Source organism: Micromonospora sp. NPDC023737, from assembly GCF_040639715.1.
GTDB lineage: Bacteria > Actinomycetota > Actinomycetes > Mycobacteriales > Micromonosporaceae > Micromonospora.
In genome coordinates this window covers 1,000,367-1,014,484 of sequence record NZ_JBFAAL010000001.1, presented here as the reverse complement: position 1 = coordinate 1,014,484, position 14,118 = coordinate 1,000,367, and the positions used below count along the sequence as shown (strand labels likewise).

16 protein-coding genes are annotated in these 14,118 nt (G+C 71.8%); 10 read left to right on the top strand and 6 right to left on the bottom strand.

All coding sequences use genetic code 11. The annotated features are described in order from the left end of the window. Positions 1-59: 59 nt before the first annotated feature. Genes AB0F98_RS04505 through AB0F98_RS04495 form a run of 3 tightly spaced genes read left to right on the top strand, consistent with a single transcriptional unit; the run spans position 60 to position 2,301 of the window. Positions 60-1,310, top strand: a complete 1,251-nt coding sequence (locus AB0F98_RS04505) for a histidine kinase (protein ID WP_357728470.1) — start codon at positions 60-62, stop codon at positions 1,308-1,310. Positions 1,311-1,354: 44 nt separating this feature from the next. Continuing rightward, complete coding sequence (locus tag AB0F98_RS04500; protein WP_357729089.1) at positions 1,355-2,068, top strand: response regulator transcription factor; 714 nt, start codon at positions 1,355-1,357, stop codon at positions 2,066-2,068. A gap of 2 nt (positions 2,069-2,070) precedes the next feature. Further along, the gene (locus tag AB0F98_RS04495) at positions 2,071-2,301 is read left to right on the top strand and encodes a hypothetical protein (protein WP_357728467.1); all 231 of its coding nucleotides are present in this window, start codon (positions 2,071-2,073) and stop codon (positions 2,299-2,301) included. Positions 2,302-2,585: 284 nt separating this feature from the next. Here AB0F98_RS04495 and AB0F98_RS04490 read toward each other — a convergent pair whose 3' ends face one another. After that, entirely contained in the window at positions 2,586-3,368 is a 783-nt protein-coding gene (locus AB0F98_RS04490; protein ID WP_357728464.1) for a M15 family metallopeptidase, read from the bottom strand. 307 nt (positions 3,369-3,675) lie between these two features. Here AB0F98_RS04490 and AB0F98_RS04485 point away from each other — a divergent pair, with 307 nt between their 5' ends. After that, positions 3,676-4,317: a hypothetical protein gene (locus tag AB0F98_RS04485; RefSeq protein ID WP_357728461.1), complete on the top strand. Its 642-nt coding sequence runs from the start codon at positions 3,676-3,678 to the stop codon at positions 4,315-4,317. Between the two features lie 47 nt (positions 4,318-4,364). Beyond that, a complete protein-coding gene (locus AB0F98_RS04480) occupies positions 4,365-4,829 on the top strand; it encodes a PPOX class F420-dependent oxidoreductase (RefSeq protein ID WP_357728459.1) in 465 nt (154 codons plus the stop codon). 696 nt (positions 4,830-5,525) lie between these two features. Here AB0F98_RS04480 and AB0F98_RS04475 read toward each other — a convergent pair. Continuing rightward, positions 5,526-6,167: an NAD(P)H-binding protein gene (locus tag AB0F98_RS04475; RefSeq protein ID WP_357728456.1), complete on the bottom strand. Its 642-nt coding sequence runs from the start codon at positions 6,165-6,167 to the stop codon at positions 5,526-5,528. Positions 6,168-6,256: 89 nt separating this feature from the next. Next, complete coding sequence (locus tag AB0F98_RS04470; protein WP_357728453.1) at positions 6,257-7,489, bottom strand: serine hydrolase domain-containing protein; 1,233 nt, start codon at positions 7,487-7,489, stop codon at positions 6,257-6,259. An 81-nt stretch (positions 7,490-7,570) separates the two neighbouring features. Here AB0F98_RS04470 and AB0F98_RS04465 point away from each other — a divergent pair, with 81 nt between their 5' ends. The 3 genes from AB0F98_RS04465 to AB0F98_RS04455 all read left to right on the top strand — a co-directional run bounded on the left by AB0F98_RS04465 (position 7,571) and on the right by AB0F98_RS04455 (position 9,309). Continuing rightward, positions 7,571-8,164 (top strand): pentapeptide repeat-containing protein, encoded by a 594-nt coding sequence (locus tag AB0F98_RS04465; protein WP_357728450.1) that lies wholly within the window; start codon positions 7,571-7,573, stop codon positions 8,162-8,164. Between the two features lie 206 nt (positions 8,165-8,370). Then, the gene (locus AB0F98_RS04460) at positions 8,371-8,808 is read left to right on the top strand and encodes a nitroreductase family deazaflavin-dependent oxidoreductase (protein ID WP_076470321.1); all 438 of its coding nucleotides are present in this window, start codon (positions 8,371-8,373) and stop codon (positions 8,806-8,808) included. A gap of 174 nt (positions 8,809-8,982) precedes the next feature. Further along, positions 8,983-9,309 (top strand): hypothetical protein, encoded by a 327-nt coding sequence (locus AB0F98_RS04455; protein WP_357728447.1) that lies wholly within the window; start codon positions 8,983-8,985, stop codon positions 9,307-9,309. A 77-nt stretch (positions 9,310-9,386) separates the two neighbouring features. Here AB0F98_RS04455 and dacB read toward each other — a convergent pair whose 3' ends face one another. Further along, positions 9,387-10,970, bottom strand: coding sequence for a D-alanyl-D-alanine carboxypeptidase/D-alanyl-D-alanine-endopeptidase (dacB, locus tag AB0F98_RS04450; protein ID WP_357728444.1), 1,584 nt, complete (start codon positions 10,968-10,970; stop codon positions 9,387-9,389). A 122-nt stretch (positions 10,971-11,092) separates the two neighbouring features. Next, positions 11,093-11,809 (bottom strand): aquaporin, encoded by a 717-nt coding sequence (locus tag AB0F98_RS04445; protein WP_357728441.1) that lies wholly within the window; start codon positions 11,807-11,809, stop codon positions 11,093-11,095. Between the two features lie 123 nt (positions 11,810-11,932). Between AB0F98_RS04445 and AB0F98_RS04440 the strand changes: the two genes are divergently transcribed. Beyond that, positions 11,933-13,006: an NAD(P)-binding domain-containing protein gene (locus AB0F98_RS04440; RefSeq protein WP_357728438.1), complete on the top strand. Its 1,074-nt coding sequence runs from the start codon at positions 11,933-11,935 to the stop codon at positions 13,004-13,006. A 188-nt stretch (positions 13,007-13,194) separates the two neighbouring features. Then, on the top strand, positions 13,195-13,476 hold the full coding sequence (locus AB0F98_RS04435) for an adhesin (protein ID WP_076470326.1): 282 nt from the start codon (positions 13,195-13,197) through the stop codon (positions 13,474-13,476). 139 nt (positions 13,477-13,615) lie between these two features. Here the strand turns inward: AB0F98_RS04435 and AB0F98_RS04430 are convergent, their stop codons facing one another. Then, a complete protein-coding gene (locus AB0F98_RS04430; RefSeq protein WP_357728435.1) occupies positions 13,616-14,107 on the bottom strand; it encodes a PepSY domain-containing protein in 492 nt (163 codons plus the stop codon). Between the last annotated feature and the right edge of the window lie 11 nt (positions 14,108-14,118).

Sequence of the window (14,118 nt, the reverse complement as noted above, 5' to 3'; positions counted from 1 at the left end):
GCGAGGCTCTCGACTTTGGTAGCTGGCTGGCCGGTCTCCACGCTGCCTAGCATTGACCCGTGACCAGCGTCGTCGTGCCGGATCACCCCTGGCTGCTGCCCGGGGCGCTCGCCGTGCCGACCGAGCGCGCACGCTCCCGCCCCCGGCGCACCACCCGGGACTGGATCGTCGACAGCGTGGCCTTCGTGATCTCCCTGCTGTGGGTGCTGTTCGCCACGCTGGACGCCCTCACCCCGGCTCCCGAGCTCGCCACCCGGCTGCCCCACGGCTGGATGATCGTCGTGGACGCCCTGATCGGGCTGGTCTGCTGCGGGCTGCTGTGGGTGCGCCGGCGCTGGCCGCTCGGCCTGGCGGTGGCGACCCTGCCGCTGACCGCGTTCTCCATGGCCGGCGCCTTCCCACTGGTGATCATCTACTTCACCGTGGTGGTGCACCGACGCACCACTGTCGCGCTGGCCGTGACCGCCGCCGGACTCTGCACCAACTTCGCCTTCGGCTATCTACGGCCCGAGCCGAACCTGCCGTACTGGGCGGCCACCGTGTGGGGCGTGGTGATCAGCGCGACGGTGCTGGCCTGGGGGATGTTCGTGCGGGCCCGCCGGCAGTTGGTGGTGTCGCTGCGGGAGCGCGCCGAACGGGCCGAGGCGGAGCAACAGTTGCGGGTGGCGCAGGCCCGCCAGTTGGAGCGCACCCGGATCGCCCGGGAGATGCACGACGTCCTCGCGCACCGGATCTCGCTGCTGAGCCTGCACGCCGGGGCGCTCGAGTTCCGCCCCGACGCGCCGCCGGACGAGGTGGCGAAGGCCGCCGGGGTGATTCGGGGCAGCGCGCACGCCGCGTTGCAGGATCTGCGCGAGGTGATCGGGGTGCTGCGTACGGAGAGCGGGGTCGAGGAGGGTCCGGAGCGTCCCCAACCCACCCTGGCGGACCTCCCGGCACTGATCGAGGAGTCCCGGGCGGCCGGCGTACGGGTCAACGCCACCCAACTGGTCGCCGCCGTGGACGCGGTGCCGGCGGCGGTCGGGCGCAGCGCGTACCGGATCGTGCAGGAGGGTCTGACCAACGCCCGTAAGCACGCACCCGGCACCGTGGTCACCGTCGACGTGGCCGGCGCGCCGGGCGCGGGGCTCAGCGTCGACATCCGCAACCGGTGGCCGGTCGGCGGATCGGCCGACGCGGAGATTCCCGGCACGGGCACCGGGCTGGTCGGCATCGCCGAGCGGGTCACGCTGGCGGGCGGCCGCCTCGAGTACGGGCGGGACGAGGCGGGCGACTTCCGCCTGGCGGCGTGGCTGCCGTGGCCGGCGTGACCGGGCCGGGTCGGGCCGGCACGAACGACCCGGACCCGTGCGGCGTGGACGCCGGGGCGTCGGATACCGCAGGCCCGGCGTCGGACGGCGGGCCTGTGCGGGTGCTGATCGTCGACGACGACCCGTTGGTCCGGGCCGGGCTGTCGATGATCCTCGGCGGTGTGCCGGACCTGCGGGTGGTGGGGGAGGCGGCCGACGGTAACGAGGTGCCCGCGGCGGTCGACTCCGGTCGGCCGGACGTGGTGCTCATGGACATCCGGATGCCCCGGCTGGACGGGCTGGCCGCGACCGAGGCTCTGCGCGCGTCGCCGAACCCGCCCGAGGTGCTGGTGCTGACCACCTTCCACGCCGACGAGCAGGTGCTCCGGGCGCTGCGCGCCGGCGCTTCCGGTTTCCTGCTGAAGGACACCCCGCCCGGGGAGATCGTGCAGGCGGTACGCCGGGTGGCGGCGGGCGAGGCGACCCTGTCCCCGGCGGTCACCCGGGCGCTGATCGCGCACGTCACCGGCGCCACGCCAGCCCCGGCCGGGCCGGATCCGCGTCGGGAGCGCGCGTTGCGGCTGCTGAGCACGCTCAGCGAGCGGGAGCGGGAGGTCGCTGTCGCGCTCGGCCAGGGCCGGACCAATGCCGAGATCGCCGCGCAGCTCTATATGAGCGTGGCGACTGTGAAGGCGTACGTGTCCCGGCTGTTGTCCCGCCTCGACCTGAACAACCGGGTGCAGGTGGCCCTGCTCGTGCACGACGCCGGTCTGGTCTGATTTTGAGGGTTCCGCCGCTGAGCCCCGCCGACGTCGCGGAGATGCTCGCCCTTCCGGCGCCCGATGCGTTCGACGCCTACCTCGTCTCCGGCGGGCTGCCCCTGATTCTCGACGAGTGGCCCGACGGCGCGACGCTGGGGGACTACCTCGCTGACGCGGTGACCGACCCGACGTCGGCGTTGGTCGTCAGCGGTGAGCGGGCGTTGGCTGCCGAGTTCCCGCCACAGTCGTAGGCCGGATTGGTACTGCGGGCGATCGGCTCTGGTGAACGGACGTTCTCGTTGATCGTCAGGGCGGCCGGCGACCTCCCGCAGGCATCCCTCACCCGGGCGCTGCGGCTGCTGACCGAGAAGCGGATGATCGAGGTTGCCGCACCGCTCTCCACCAGGCCGTCCCGGGAGACCCGGTACAGCGTCGCCGATCCTTACCTCCGGTGGCTCCGATTGGAGGGCAGGACGCCGGCCCGGCGCGAGGTCCCCCCATCCCCGTACCGGGCCGGTGTCGCTCCGGCGGTCGCTCAGTTGCTGCCGACCCCACAGTCCGGCGCGGACCAGCTCGTGCTGTTTCGGACGCCGTCGTCGTTGTTCTCGCGGCGCGAGTCGACGTGCACGTGGTCGTCGTGGTCCGGGTAGCCGGGCCCGAAGATCCCGCTGAAGCCCTTGGTGCGGGCGTCGCGGGCGACCTCGCAGAGCGACGAGGTGCGGGACACCACGTCGGCGGCGGTGCCGTAGAGGTGCTGGCTGTCCGACGCGCCGCCCACCTGGTTGTTGCAGGACTTGCTGCGGAAGCCGCTGGTCACGTAGAGGGGCTCGTCGCCGAGGCTGCGACGCAGCGCCTCCAGCTTCCACATCGTGCGCAGCGCGTTCTCGCGCGTCTCGCTGGCCGACAGCGGGCCCCCGCTGTACCCGCCCTGGCCGCAGCCGCCGTCCAGCTCGCTGTAGGTGAAGTGACGCGGCGTGCAGTCGTTGTCCTGGAGTTCGTAGAGCTTGGCGTACGTCTCCGGGCCGGCGATGCCGTCGACCCGCAGCCCGTACGCCTGCTGGAACCGCCGGACCGCGGCGTGGGTCTTCGGTCCGAAGATGCCGTCGGTCTCGACGATGTCCCGGTTGCCTGCCCAACCGGCCACCCGGATCTGCAACTCGCGGACGTCGGATCCGGACCGCCCCTGGTAGAGGTTGCGGTTCCACGTGTAGCAGCCGTCGGCATGAGCCGCTGGCGCGGCGACCACCGCGGCGATCGCGGCGCCTGGCAGAGCCAGGGCGAAAGCGACGGCAGCCCGCTTCAGGGTGTTTACGCGCACAGAAGTCCTCCCGATAGGAACGTGAATGGGGTGGGCTTCGGGACATTGACCGGGGCGTCCCGTGATTTCCACCCTGGCAGCTATCGGGCCAGTTGGGGGCGATTAACGAGAATCGTCCTCATGATTTGCGGTTGCTGGACGATCGCCGAAAATGTCGTTGATCCGTGAATCAGCCATTTCTGCTGTGCAACGCCGAGTGGGCATAAAGACGGCGAAACTTGCGGAATACCCCCATCGGGGCTGATGTTCTCCCAGGCTCGGTGAGCGGTAACGTCAGCCTCCGGGACGACGCGCGGGGGAGGTGGACGTGGCCCGGGGAGGCGTCTTCTGCGTCGAAGGTCAGTGGCACCGGGACCTCAACGAGCGAGGGTCCGTGCTGCCCACGCTCGAACTGCTCGAGCGGCTGGGCAAGATCCGGTTCATCCACAAGGACGCGGCGACCCGCGACGAGCTGTTCTACTTCCTCGACCGCTGGTTGCTCAAGCAGTACGCCGACCATCGGGTGGGATTCTTCGCGATGCACGGGGAGCCGAGCCGGCTCCGCCTGACCGATTGGAACTCCGTCGAACTCTCCGACGTCGCCGAACTGATGGCCGGGCGTTGCGAAGGGCGGCGGCTCTACTTCGGCAGCTGTTCCGTCCTGCGCGCCTCGGACGCGGCGCTGCGCGAATTCCTCCAGATCACCGGAGCCGCACTGATCTGCGGTTTCACCCGGGACGTGGACTGGGTCGAATCGGCGGCCTTCGAAACCGTCCTGCTCGACGTACTGGCCAACGGCCAGCGGCACAACGCCGCGGAACTGCGGATGGGTTCGGCGCACTGGGCGCCCCTCGCCTCGTACCTGGGATTCCGGGTGATCTACGCCAACGGGCGCGCCTGGCGGCCATCGGTGCGGCCCCGCGTACCCGCGCAGCAGGTCGCGGAGCGCAACGCCGTCCGCCCGGACTGAACGGGCACCCGGCGGCGGCCCGCCGGCGGGCCTGGTAGAAACGACCCGTGGCACGCAGCATCGCGACGAACACCAAGGTCGACCGCGACGGCCTGATCGAATTCCTCCGCCCCCGGCACCGCGTGGTGCTGATGACGACCCGAGCGGACGGCCGCCCGCAGGCCTCGCCGGTCACCGCGGGCGTGGACACCGCCGGCCGGCTGGTGGTCTCCACCTATCCGGAACGGGTCAAGGCGGCCAACATCCGCCGCGACCCGCGAGTGTCGGCCTGTGTGCTCTCCGACGACTGGAACGGCCCCTGGGTGCAGATCGACGGCACGGCCGAGGTGCTGGACCTGCCCGAGGCGCTCGAGCCGTTGGTGGAGTACTTCCGCTGCATCTCGGGCGAGCACCCCGACTGGGACGAGTACCGCGCGGCCATGGTGCAGCAGGGCAAGTCCCTGATCCGGGTCACCATCGAGCGCTGGAGCCCGATCGCCACCGGCGGGTTCCCCGCCCGCCTCGCCGACTGACGCCCGGCTTCCCGCCGGGTGCCGGCGTCTGCGCCTTTTCTTAAGGCGACCGGTGTCGCGCTGCTCGTCGTCCGGGGGCGGACGCCGTCCACGGCGGCGTGCGCCTGGCGGTGACGGGGTTCCAGTCGGAGCCTGTCGAGCTGCCCCAGAAATGGGGCGCATCTGTTCTTCCTCTCGCCGACCCGGGCCAGCAGCCGGCCGCGCCGCGCCTGGGTCTGGGCTGCGCCCGTGCGGCGTCTGCGCTCCTGCCCCGCGTGCGGTGCGTGCGCTCCTGCCTCGCGTGCGGTGCGTGCGCTCGTGCCCTCGCGTGCGGTGCGTGCGCTCGTGCCCTCGCGTGCGGTGCGTGCGCTCGTGCCCTCGCGTGCGGGCGTGGGCTCCTGCCTCGCGTGCGGGCGTGGCTCTTGCCCCGCGTGCGGTGCGTACGCTCCTTCCCTGCGTGCGGTGCGTGCGGTGCGTGCGCTCGTGCCCTGCGTGCGGCGCGTGCGCTCCTGCCCTGCGTGCGGCGCGCCGTGCCCGCAAATTTGGCGTCTGCGCCCCATACCTGCGGCACCCGGCTCCCGCTGTCTCAGAAATGGGGCAGCTCGACAGCACCGGCGACAGGCACAGCACCGGTGACGGCCCGGAGCCCGGCGGCAGGTGATCGACACCCATGATTGACACGGCTTGCCAGCCGGTCAGGGTGCTCGCGCAGGAACCTCAGTAGGCCACGCTGAAGCGCATGTTCTCGTGCCGGGGGTTCTCGATCTCGTCGACGATCGCCACCGCGAGGTCCTCGTAGGTGAGCACCGACCGGCCCTGATCGTCGGTGACCGGCTCGTCGGTGCCGGTGCGGTAGTGCCCGGTCCGCTCGCCGGGGTGGAACTCCAGCGGCGGCGGCGAGACGTACGTCCAGGTCACCCCGTCGGCCTGGCTGCGGTAGTAGTCGAGGGCATCGGCCTGCCCCTGGGCCGAGTCCTGGTACGCCTCGGGGAAGTCCGGCTCGTCCAGGTACGGCGTCCCCTTCGGGGTGAGCAGCGTCGACCCGCCGCCGAGGTGGATGATCCGGGGCGCGTCCGGCAGCCCGCGCAGCGTGGTGACCAGCGCCCGTGCCGCGTCGAGCCAGAGCCCGCGCTCGCCTCCGCCGATCGCGACCAACATGACGTCGGCCTCCGGGGCCAACTCCCGTACGCTCCGCTCGCTGGTGGCGTCCCCGGTCACCACCTGCACCCCAGCGGGCAGGTAGGAGGCCGCTTCCGGGCGGCGTACCGCGGCGGTGACCCGGTGTCCGCGTCCGACCGCCTCGGCGGTGACCCGGGAGCCGGCGGTGCCACCCGCGCCGAACACCACGATGCTGCTCATGACCGCCTCCCGCCGGACGTGACCTCCGGTTCTCAAGGCTATTGACCGGGTCGGCTGCCGGTGGCGTTACCGGGAGAACCCGAGACGGGTCAGTCCACGAGCGCCGAGTAGACGAGTTGGCGCAGCTGCGGCCGGATCGGGTACGTGCTGGAGGGCAGCAGCTGGGTGAGGAAGAGCGCGGTGATCTCCTCGGCCGGGTCGACCCAGAACGCGGTGCTCGCCACGCCACCCCAGTAGTACTCGCCGACGCTGCTCGGCACCCGGCTGGGGATCGGGTCGTCGACCACCGCGAAGCCGAGCCCGAAGCCGATCCCGTCGAGCGTGGTCTCGGCGAACCCGCCGGTGGAGAGGGTGCCCAGGTCCTGGCCACCGGGGAGGTGGTTGCGGGTCATGAAGCGCACGGTGCGCGGGCCGAGCAGGCGTACCCCGTCCAGCTCGCCGCCCCGCAACAGCATCTGGGTGAAGCGGTGGTAGTCGGCGGCGGAGGAGATGAGACCACCTCCGCCGGAGAGCAGGGCCGGCTTCTGGTACGCGAGCGCGCCGAGCTGGTCGTAGCGCATGGCCTGCCCGGTGCGTGGGTCCGGGGCGTACAGCGCGGCGAGTCGGCCGGCCTCCTCGCCCTCGACGTACCAGCGGGTGTCGGCCATCCCGAGCGGCCGGAAGATCCGGTCGGTGAAGAACGCGTCGAGGCTCTGCCCGGAGACCACCTCGATCAGCCGGCCGAGCACGTCCGTGGCGACCGAGTAGCCCCAGGCCGTGCCGGGCTGGAACAGCAGCGGCAGCTGGGCGAAAGCGGCGCAGGCACCGGCCAGGTCGACGTCCGACGGCGGGTACAGGTCGTAGCCGGCGGCCCGGTAGAGACCGTCGACCACCGAGGTCTGCATGAAGCCGTACGTGAGGCCGGAGGTGTGGCTGAGCAGGTGCCACACCCGGATCGGCTCGACGGCCGGCACCGTGTACGGCTTGAGCGTCGAGCCCTTGGCGTAGACCCGCAGGTCGGCGAACTCGGGCAGCCAGCGACTGATCTCGTCGGTCAGCTCGAAGCGCCCCTCCTCCCAGAGGATCATCGCGGCGACCGAGGTGATCGGTTTGGTCATCGAGTAGATCCGCCACAGGGTGTCCGCCTCGACCGGGGTGCCCGCCTCCCGGTCGCGCAGCCCGTACGCGGTCGAGTGGACCACCTCGCCGCGGCGGGTGACGACCGCCTGCCAGCCGGCGAGCCGGCCGTCGTCGACGTACCTGCCGAAGTGCTCGTCGATCCGCGCCAGCCGCGCCGGGTCGAAGCCGACCTGATCCGGATCGATGCTCTTCACCACACTCACCTCGCCGAACCTACCCGGCGGCGCTCCCGGCGGGAATAGCCGCCGACCACACATGTCGGTGTTCGTCGGTAGCCTGGCCCGATGCCCGAGCTGACCGAGGACGCGACCTTCCGTGACGAGGACTGGTACGGCGAGGAACTGACCGATCGGCGCTTCGTCCGCTGCTCGTTCTTCGAGGTCGACCTCACCGAGGCGGTCAGCCGGGGCGCGGTCTTCGACGGCTGCACCTTCGGCAACGTGAAGTTCAACGGCTCCCGGCACACCGACTCGGCCTTCACCCGGTGTGCCTTCCAGCGGTGCAACCTCTTCGAGGCCGAGTTCACCGGCTGCAAGCTGGTCGGCAGCACCTTCGCCCAGTGCGACCTGCGACCGTTGACGATCTCCGGGGGCGACTGGTCGTTCGTCGCCCTGCCCCGCGCCGACCTGCGCGGGGTACGGATCACCGACGTGCGGATGCGGGAGGTCGACCTCACCGGTGCCAACCTGACCGGCGCCACGATCGCCGGAGTCGACCTCTCCGCCGCGCAGTTGAACAGCGCGCGGCTCTCCGGCGCCGACCTGCGCGGCACCGACCTGACCGCACTCGATCCGCTGGTGGTGGAGCGGGCGGGGGCGATCATCGACGCCGAGCAGTCGCTGGTGATCGCTCAGGCGCTCGGCTTCGAGATCCGCTGAAGCTCCGACACCACCTGGTCATCGCGGGACTGGGTGCACCGGGGATTGCGGGGCGCGGACTCGACGGTCCGGAAGCGGAACGGCTTCGAACTGGCCGTCGCGGGAAGCGGCGAGCTGCGCACCGTCGTCCGTTCCTTCATCGGACCGAGACCGTAGGCCGGCGGTAGCGTTGGCGTCGACTGCGAAAGATCCGAAAGGAGTCGCCCATGACCGCGAGCGAAGGCGTGCTGGACAGCCCCACGAGCTGGGTCGCCAGCCACATCCACCGGTATCTCGAGACCGACGGGGCCGACGGGCACGAGTGGCGACCTGGCGTGTTCACGCTGCTGCTGACCACCCGGGGCCGGCACAGCGGCAAGCTGCGTCGTACCGCGCTCATCTACGGGCGCGACGGCGAGAACTACCTGGTCGTCGCCTCGCAGGGCGGCGCGCCTCAGCACCCGGCCTGGTATCTCAACCTGCTGGCCGAGCCGCAGGTCGACGTGCAGGTCGGTGCCGAGCGGTTCACTGCCCGGGCGCGGACCGCCACCGCCGAGGAGAAGCCCCGCATGTGGGCGACGATGGCGAAGATCTGGCCCGCGTACGACGAATACCAGACCAAGACGGACCGGGAGATCCCGGTGGTGGTGCTGGAACGGGTCTGACCCGCCGTCGTGGGTCGCCGCCGGGTGCCTGCGGCGTCCGCGCCGGGCCCTCGTCCGGACCGGTCATCGAAACCCCCACCCAGAACGCGGGACAGTTTGTCCGTCGCCCTCGGTCGATGGCGTCGTAACTTTCTGCTGTCCCGGTCCGACCGTCCTGTGTGGAGGATTGTGCAGATGAGCATCGGTACCGCCCACCGTGTCCGTCCGGTCGCCCAGGCCGGTCCCGCCGAGTCGTCCGACGACACGCTCCGGGAGATTCCGCTGCCGCCGTACGTGACGGGCGAGGACGTGCAGTTCGCCCTCCGGGCGGTGGTGGTGCACGCACCCCAGCGCTGGTCCGGCGGGACGATCTGCCGCAACGACGCCAATCCACACCCCTGCCGCCTGCACCGTTGGGGCGCGCGCGTGTTGGCGCTGCGCGGGCTGCGTGACGCCGATATCGACGCGCTCATCGAGCGCGGCGACCCGGCGGCGCCGCTCCCGCCCCGCCCGAGTGCCTGACGTGCCGGGCCCCTGTTTCGGGGCCCGGCACGACGGACCGCCCCACGCGAACGGGTTACCTGACGAACGGGTCCCGCTCAGCAGGCGATCGGCTTGACCCAGGAGCACTCCCAGCCCTCGGGCACCTGCGGTGCCTCGGGCATCGCGGGCGGCGCGACGCGCGCCGTGTCCGCGCTCTTCTCGCTGTAGCCCGCGAGCGCGACGGCGATCTGGTCCTCCAGCCCCTTCACCGACGAGGCCAGGTAGTTGTTCAGCAGGATCGAGAACGCCAGCACCCGGCCGTCGGCGTCGGTGACGTAGCCGGAGAGGCTGGACGCGCCGGTGAGGCTGCCCGTCTTGGCGTGCACGTTCCCGGCCGCCGGTGTGCCCTGCATCCGGCTGCGCAGCGTGCCGCCGACGAAGCGCTCGGGCTGCCCGGCGATGGGCAGTGCCGCGTACCAGGCGTCGAACCAGGGCTCGGTGCGGACGGCGGCGAGCAGGTCGACGAACTCGCCGGCCGGGATCATGTTGCGACGGGAGAGGCCGGAGCCGTCCCGCTGCCGCAGCGCGTCGGTGTCCATGCCGACGCTCGACACGTACCCGCTGACGGCGGCGATCCCCGCTGACCAGGTGCCCGAGCCGGCCACGACCCGGCCGATCTCCTTGGCGAGCACCTCGGCGTGCCCGTTGTTGGAGAGTTTGAGGAACGGCACCATCAGCTCGGCCAGCGTCATCGAGTCGTGGCGGGCGACGGTGGCCGCCGCGGTCGGGGTGGGCAGCCCGAGCAGCGTGCGCCCTTGAACCTGTACGCCGTGCCGTTGCAGGGCTGCCCGGAACACGTCTGCCGCGTATCCGGTCGGCTCCCAGACCGTCACCCAGTCGCTGGCCGGTTCGCCACCCGTCGCGATCTGGCCGGTGACCACGATGGTGTTGCTGCCGTGCTCGCGCTCGAACGAGATCGACGTCTCGCCGTCGGCCACCGTCTTCGCGCGGTTGTCGAACCGCAGGTAGTCGGTCGGCGGGGTGGTGGTGAGCACCGGTGCCGCGCCGGCCTGTTTCCCGGGTGCGGCGTGCACGATCACGGTGCCCGCGTCGTAGTCGGTGTCCGGTGCGACGGTCAGGGCGGAGACCTGCGCCGCGTAGTACCAGGGCTCGTCGTCCCAGGTCCAGTCCGGCCCGAGCCGGTTGTGGTCGTAGCGGGTGTCGTCGGCGACCAGGTCGCCCCGCACGACGCGTACGCCCGCCGCCGCCACCTGCGCCGCGAGCGCGTCGTAGTCGGCGGCGAGCATGGTCGGGTCGCCGCCGCCGCGCAGGTAGAGGTCGCCGGTGACCACGCCGGCGACACGTTTGCCGCTGGTGTGTACGTCGGTGGTGAAGCGGTGGCCCGGGCCGAGCAGCGCCATGGCCGCCGTGGAGGTGAGCAGCTTGGTGTTGGAGGCAGGTACCAGCCGGCGGTCACCGTTGCGGTTGTAGAGGGTCTGACCGGTCGCGGTGTCCGCCACGACGACCGATGCCTGTGCGCCGGCCAGCCGGGGGTCGGCGAGGATCGCGTCGATGGTCGCGTTGAGGCGGGTCACGGACGGAGCGGGGGACTCGGCGGTCGCACCGGGGGCGCCGGCGGTCGCGGCGGCGGCGACCAGGGCGACCAGGGCGAGCGTCCGGGGGAAGAGACGACGTTGCATGCCTCGATGCTGTCATGGAGATAATCGCCGGGAAAGGCTCGATGGCGAAGGTTTTTGCCGATCCGGGTCCGGTCGGCGCACGGTACGGCGCTGCCGGACGGGTCGTGCGGTGACGCTGGACGTCAGGCCGGCTGAGGCTCTCCGGCGTCCCCGGCCGAGGGCGGCGGGGTGTCCGGCTTGGCGAACAGCGGTGCCACGAGCGCGGCCAGGGCTCCGCCGATGAGCGGGAAGACGATGAACACCCACAACTGCCGCAGCGCGGCGCCGCCTTCGAAGACGGCGGGGCCGAAGGATCGGGCCGGGTTGACCGACGTGCCGTCGAGGGCGACGCCGACCAGGTGTGCCAGGGCGAGGGTCAGCCCGATGGCGACTCCGGCGACAACGGTCTGCTCGGAGCGGTTGGTCACCACCAGCACCACCAGTACGAAGAGGAACGTCAGCACGGTCTCCAGTAGCGCGGCGCCGAAGCGGTTGATGTGCGCGCCGTATCCGTTGCTGCCCAGCGCCCCGGTCTGGTCGACCATGTCACCCCACCGGGTGAGCACCCACAGCAGGAAGGCGCCGACGGTGGCGCCCGCGAACTGGGCGATCCAGTAGGCGACCGCACCGATCACCGATGTGTTGCCGGAGAGCAGTACCCCGAGGGTGACCGCCGGGTTCACGTGGCTGCCCGAGAGCGGACCGATCGTGTAGACGAGGGCCAGCATCACGAATCCGAAGGCGAGCGCGACCACCACCACGCCGCCCTGGACCCGGGCGGCCACCGCGCTGCCTACCCCGAAGAAGACCAGCAGGAGAGTGCCGAGGAACTCCGCGGCGTAGCGCCGTATGTCCGTCATATCCGCAGTTTATGGGCACCGACTCCGATGTCGTGGCGATCGCCCGGCGGGTCGGCCCGCAGATGTGAGCGAGACGACGACCGCGGAGGGCAGAGCGGCCGGGCGTTTCCCGTTGCACGGTGCGTGGACACGCGCTCGGTCGACGTGGTGGTGATCGGTGCCGGCCAGGCCGGCCTCTCCGCCGGATATCACCTGCACCGGACCGGCTTCACACCCGGAACCGGCTTCGTGATCCTGGACGGCGACGACGGCCCCGGCGGCGCGTGGCGGCACCGCTGGCCGACGCTGACGGTGGACCGGGTGCACGGCTTCCACGACCTGCCCGGCATGCCGTTCCCCGCCGCCGCACCGGACCGCCGGGCCTCCGAGGTGGTCAGCGACTACTTCGCCGCGTACGAGCGGGAGTTCGAACTGCCCGTGGAGCGCCCCGTCCGGGTCGAGTCGGTGCATTCGCTGCCCGACGGGCGGCTGGACGTGCGTACGGACCGTGGGCGCTGGACCGCGCGAGCCCTGATCAACGCCACGGGCACCTGGAGCCGGCCGTTCTGGCCGCACTATCCGGGCCGCGCCGAGTTCCGCGGCCGGCAACTGCACACGGCCGACTACCGGGGCCCGGCGGAGTTCGCCGGCCAGCGGGTGGTGGTGGTCGGGGCCGGCACCTCCGCGGTGCAACTCCTCGGCGAGATCTCCCCGGTCGCCGCGAGCACGACCTGGGTCAGTCGTCGCCCACCCGACTTCCGCGAGATCGAGTTCACCCCCGAGCACGGCCGGGCCGCGGTGGCCCTGGTCGAGGCCCGGGTGCGGGCCGGCCGCCCGCCGAGCAGCGTGGTCGGGGTGACCGGACTGGCCGTGACCCCCGAGGTGCGCCGACTGCGGGAGCAGGGCGTGCTCGATCGTCTACCCATGTTCGAGCGGATCACACCCGACGGGGTCGCCTGGGCGGACGGACGCTTCGTCGCCGCCGACATGATCCTCTGGTGCACCGGTTTCCGGGCCGCCATCGAGCATCTCGCCCCGCTGCACCTGCGTGGCGCCGGCGGTGGAATCGTGATGGACGGGACCCGGGTGGCCGCCGACGGGCGGATTCACCTGATCGGGTACGGCCCCTCGGCGAGCACCATCGGGGCCAACCGGGCGGGCCGTGCCGCCGTACGGGAAATTCGAGCGCTGCTCGGCCCCGCGACCGCGCTCGACTGATCAGGGTCTATTTGACGGATCGTCCGGCGGCGTGCAACGTAGGTAGTGACGGGGCTCTCACCTGCCCCGATGCGGTTGGCGGCGACAGAGTGCCGCGCAATCACCTCCCACGTGCACCGGACGCGTGCCCATCACCGGTCTGCGCCGTTTCGACCGCGGTCCGAGAGAATCCACGAGGAGTTCCCACCATGCTCACCATGACCGACAACGCCGTCCTGGTCATTCGCGATCTCGCCAACCAACAGGACGTCGGCGAGGACGGCGGGGTGCGCATCGCCGCCGACGCCGCGGCGGGCTCGCTCACCGTCGAGTTGGTCGCCGGGCCCACGCAGGGTGACCACGTGGTCGACAACCAGGGGGCCCGGATCTTCCTGGATTCCGACGCCGTGGCGATCCTCGGCGACGCTTCGGTCGACGCGACCGTCGACGACCAGGGCATCGTTCAGTTCGGTTTCACCGAGAAGCAGTAGTCCGTCGCCGTCGCACCCCGCGGGCCCTACGGCCTCGCGGGGTGCCTCGTGCCTCCACCGGTGAATCAGGCGGTCGCGGCGCCCGTACGGTGCCACGACCGCGAGATTCCGCCCGGTTCCCGCACGCGCGGGTGCCGGGTCAGTCATCGTCATCGTCATCGTCGTCGGCCTGCTCCTGCTCTGCCCGGAGCACCGCACCGTTGTCCCGGTCGACGTCGATGTCGTGTTCGACGTCGCCCGACACGATCTCGACGCTCCACACCGGGCGGCCGTGCTCCTGCTCGGCCTCGATCTCAGTGATCCGACCGCCGCCGGCCCTCGCCAGCGCGATCTCACCGGCCCGCTGCGGTCCGATCCGGTCGCCGCCGGTGTTCCCCGACGGAGCGCCGCTGCTGGACGGGGCGCCGCTCGGCGTGCCGGCCGTGGTGCCCGGCGCGCCGCTGCTGGCGCTGTCGTCCGGGGTGGCGCCGGTGGCGCTGTCGTCCGGTGCGGTCGGGGCGGTGGTGGCGGCGGCCAACGTGGTGTCCCGGTCGCGCCGGTCGTCGGCGACCGTGGCACCGATCGCCACACCGGCCACCGCGAGTACGGCCGCACCGCCGGCCGACGCCAGGAGCATTGAACTGCGCTTCATCGTCTCCACCT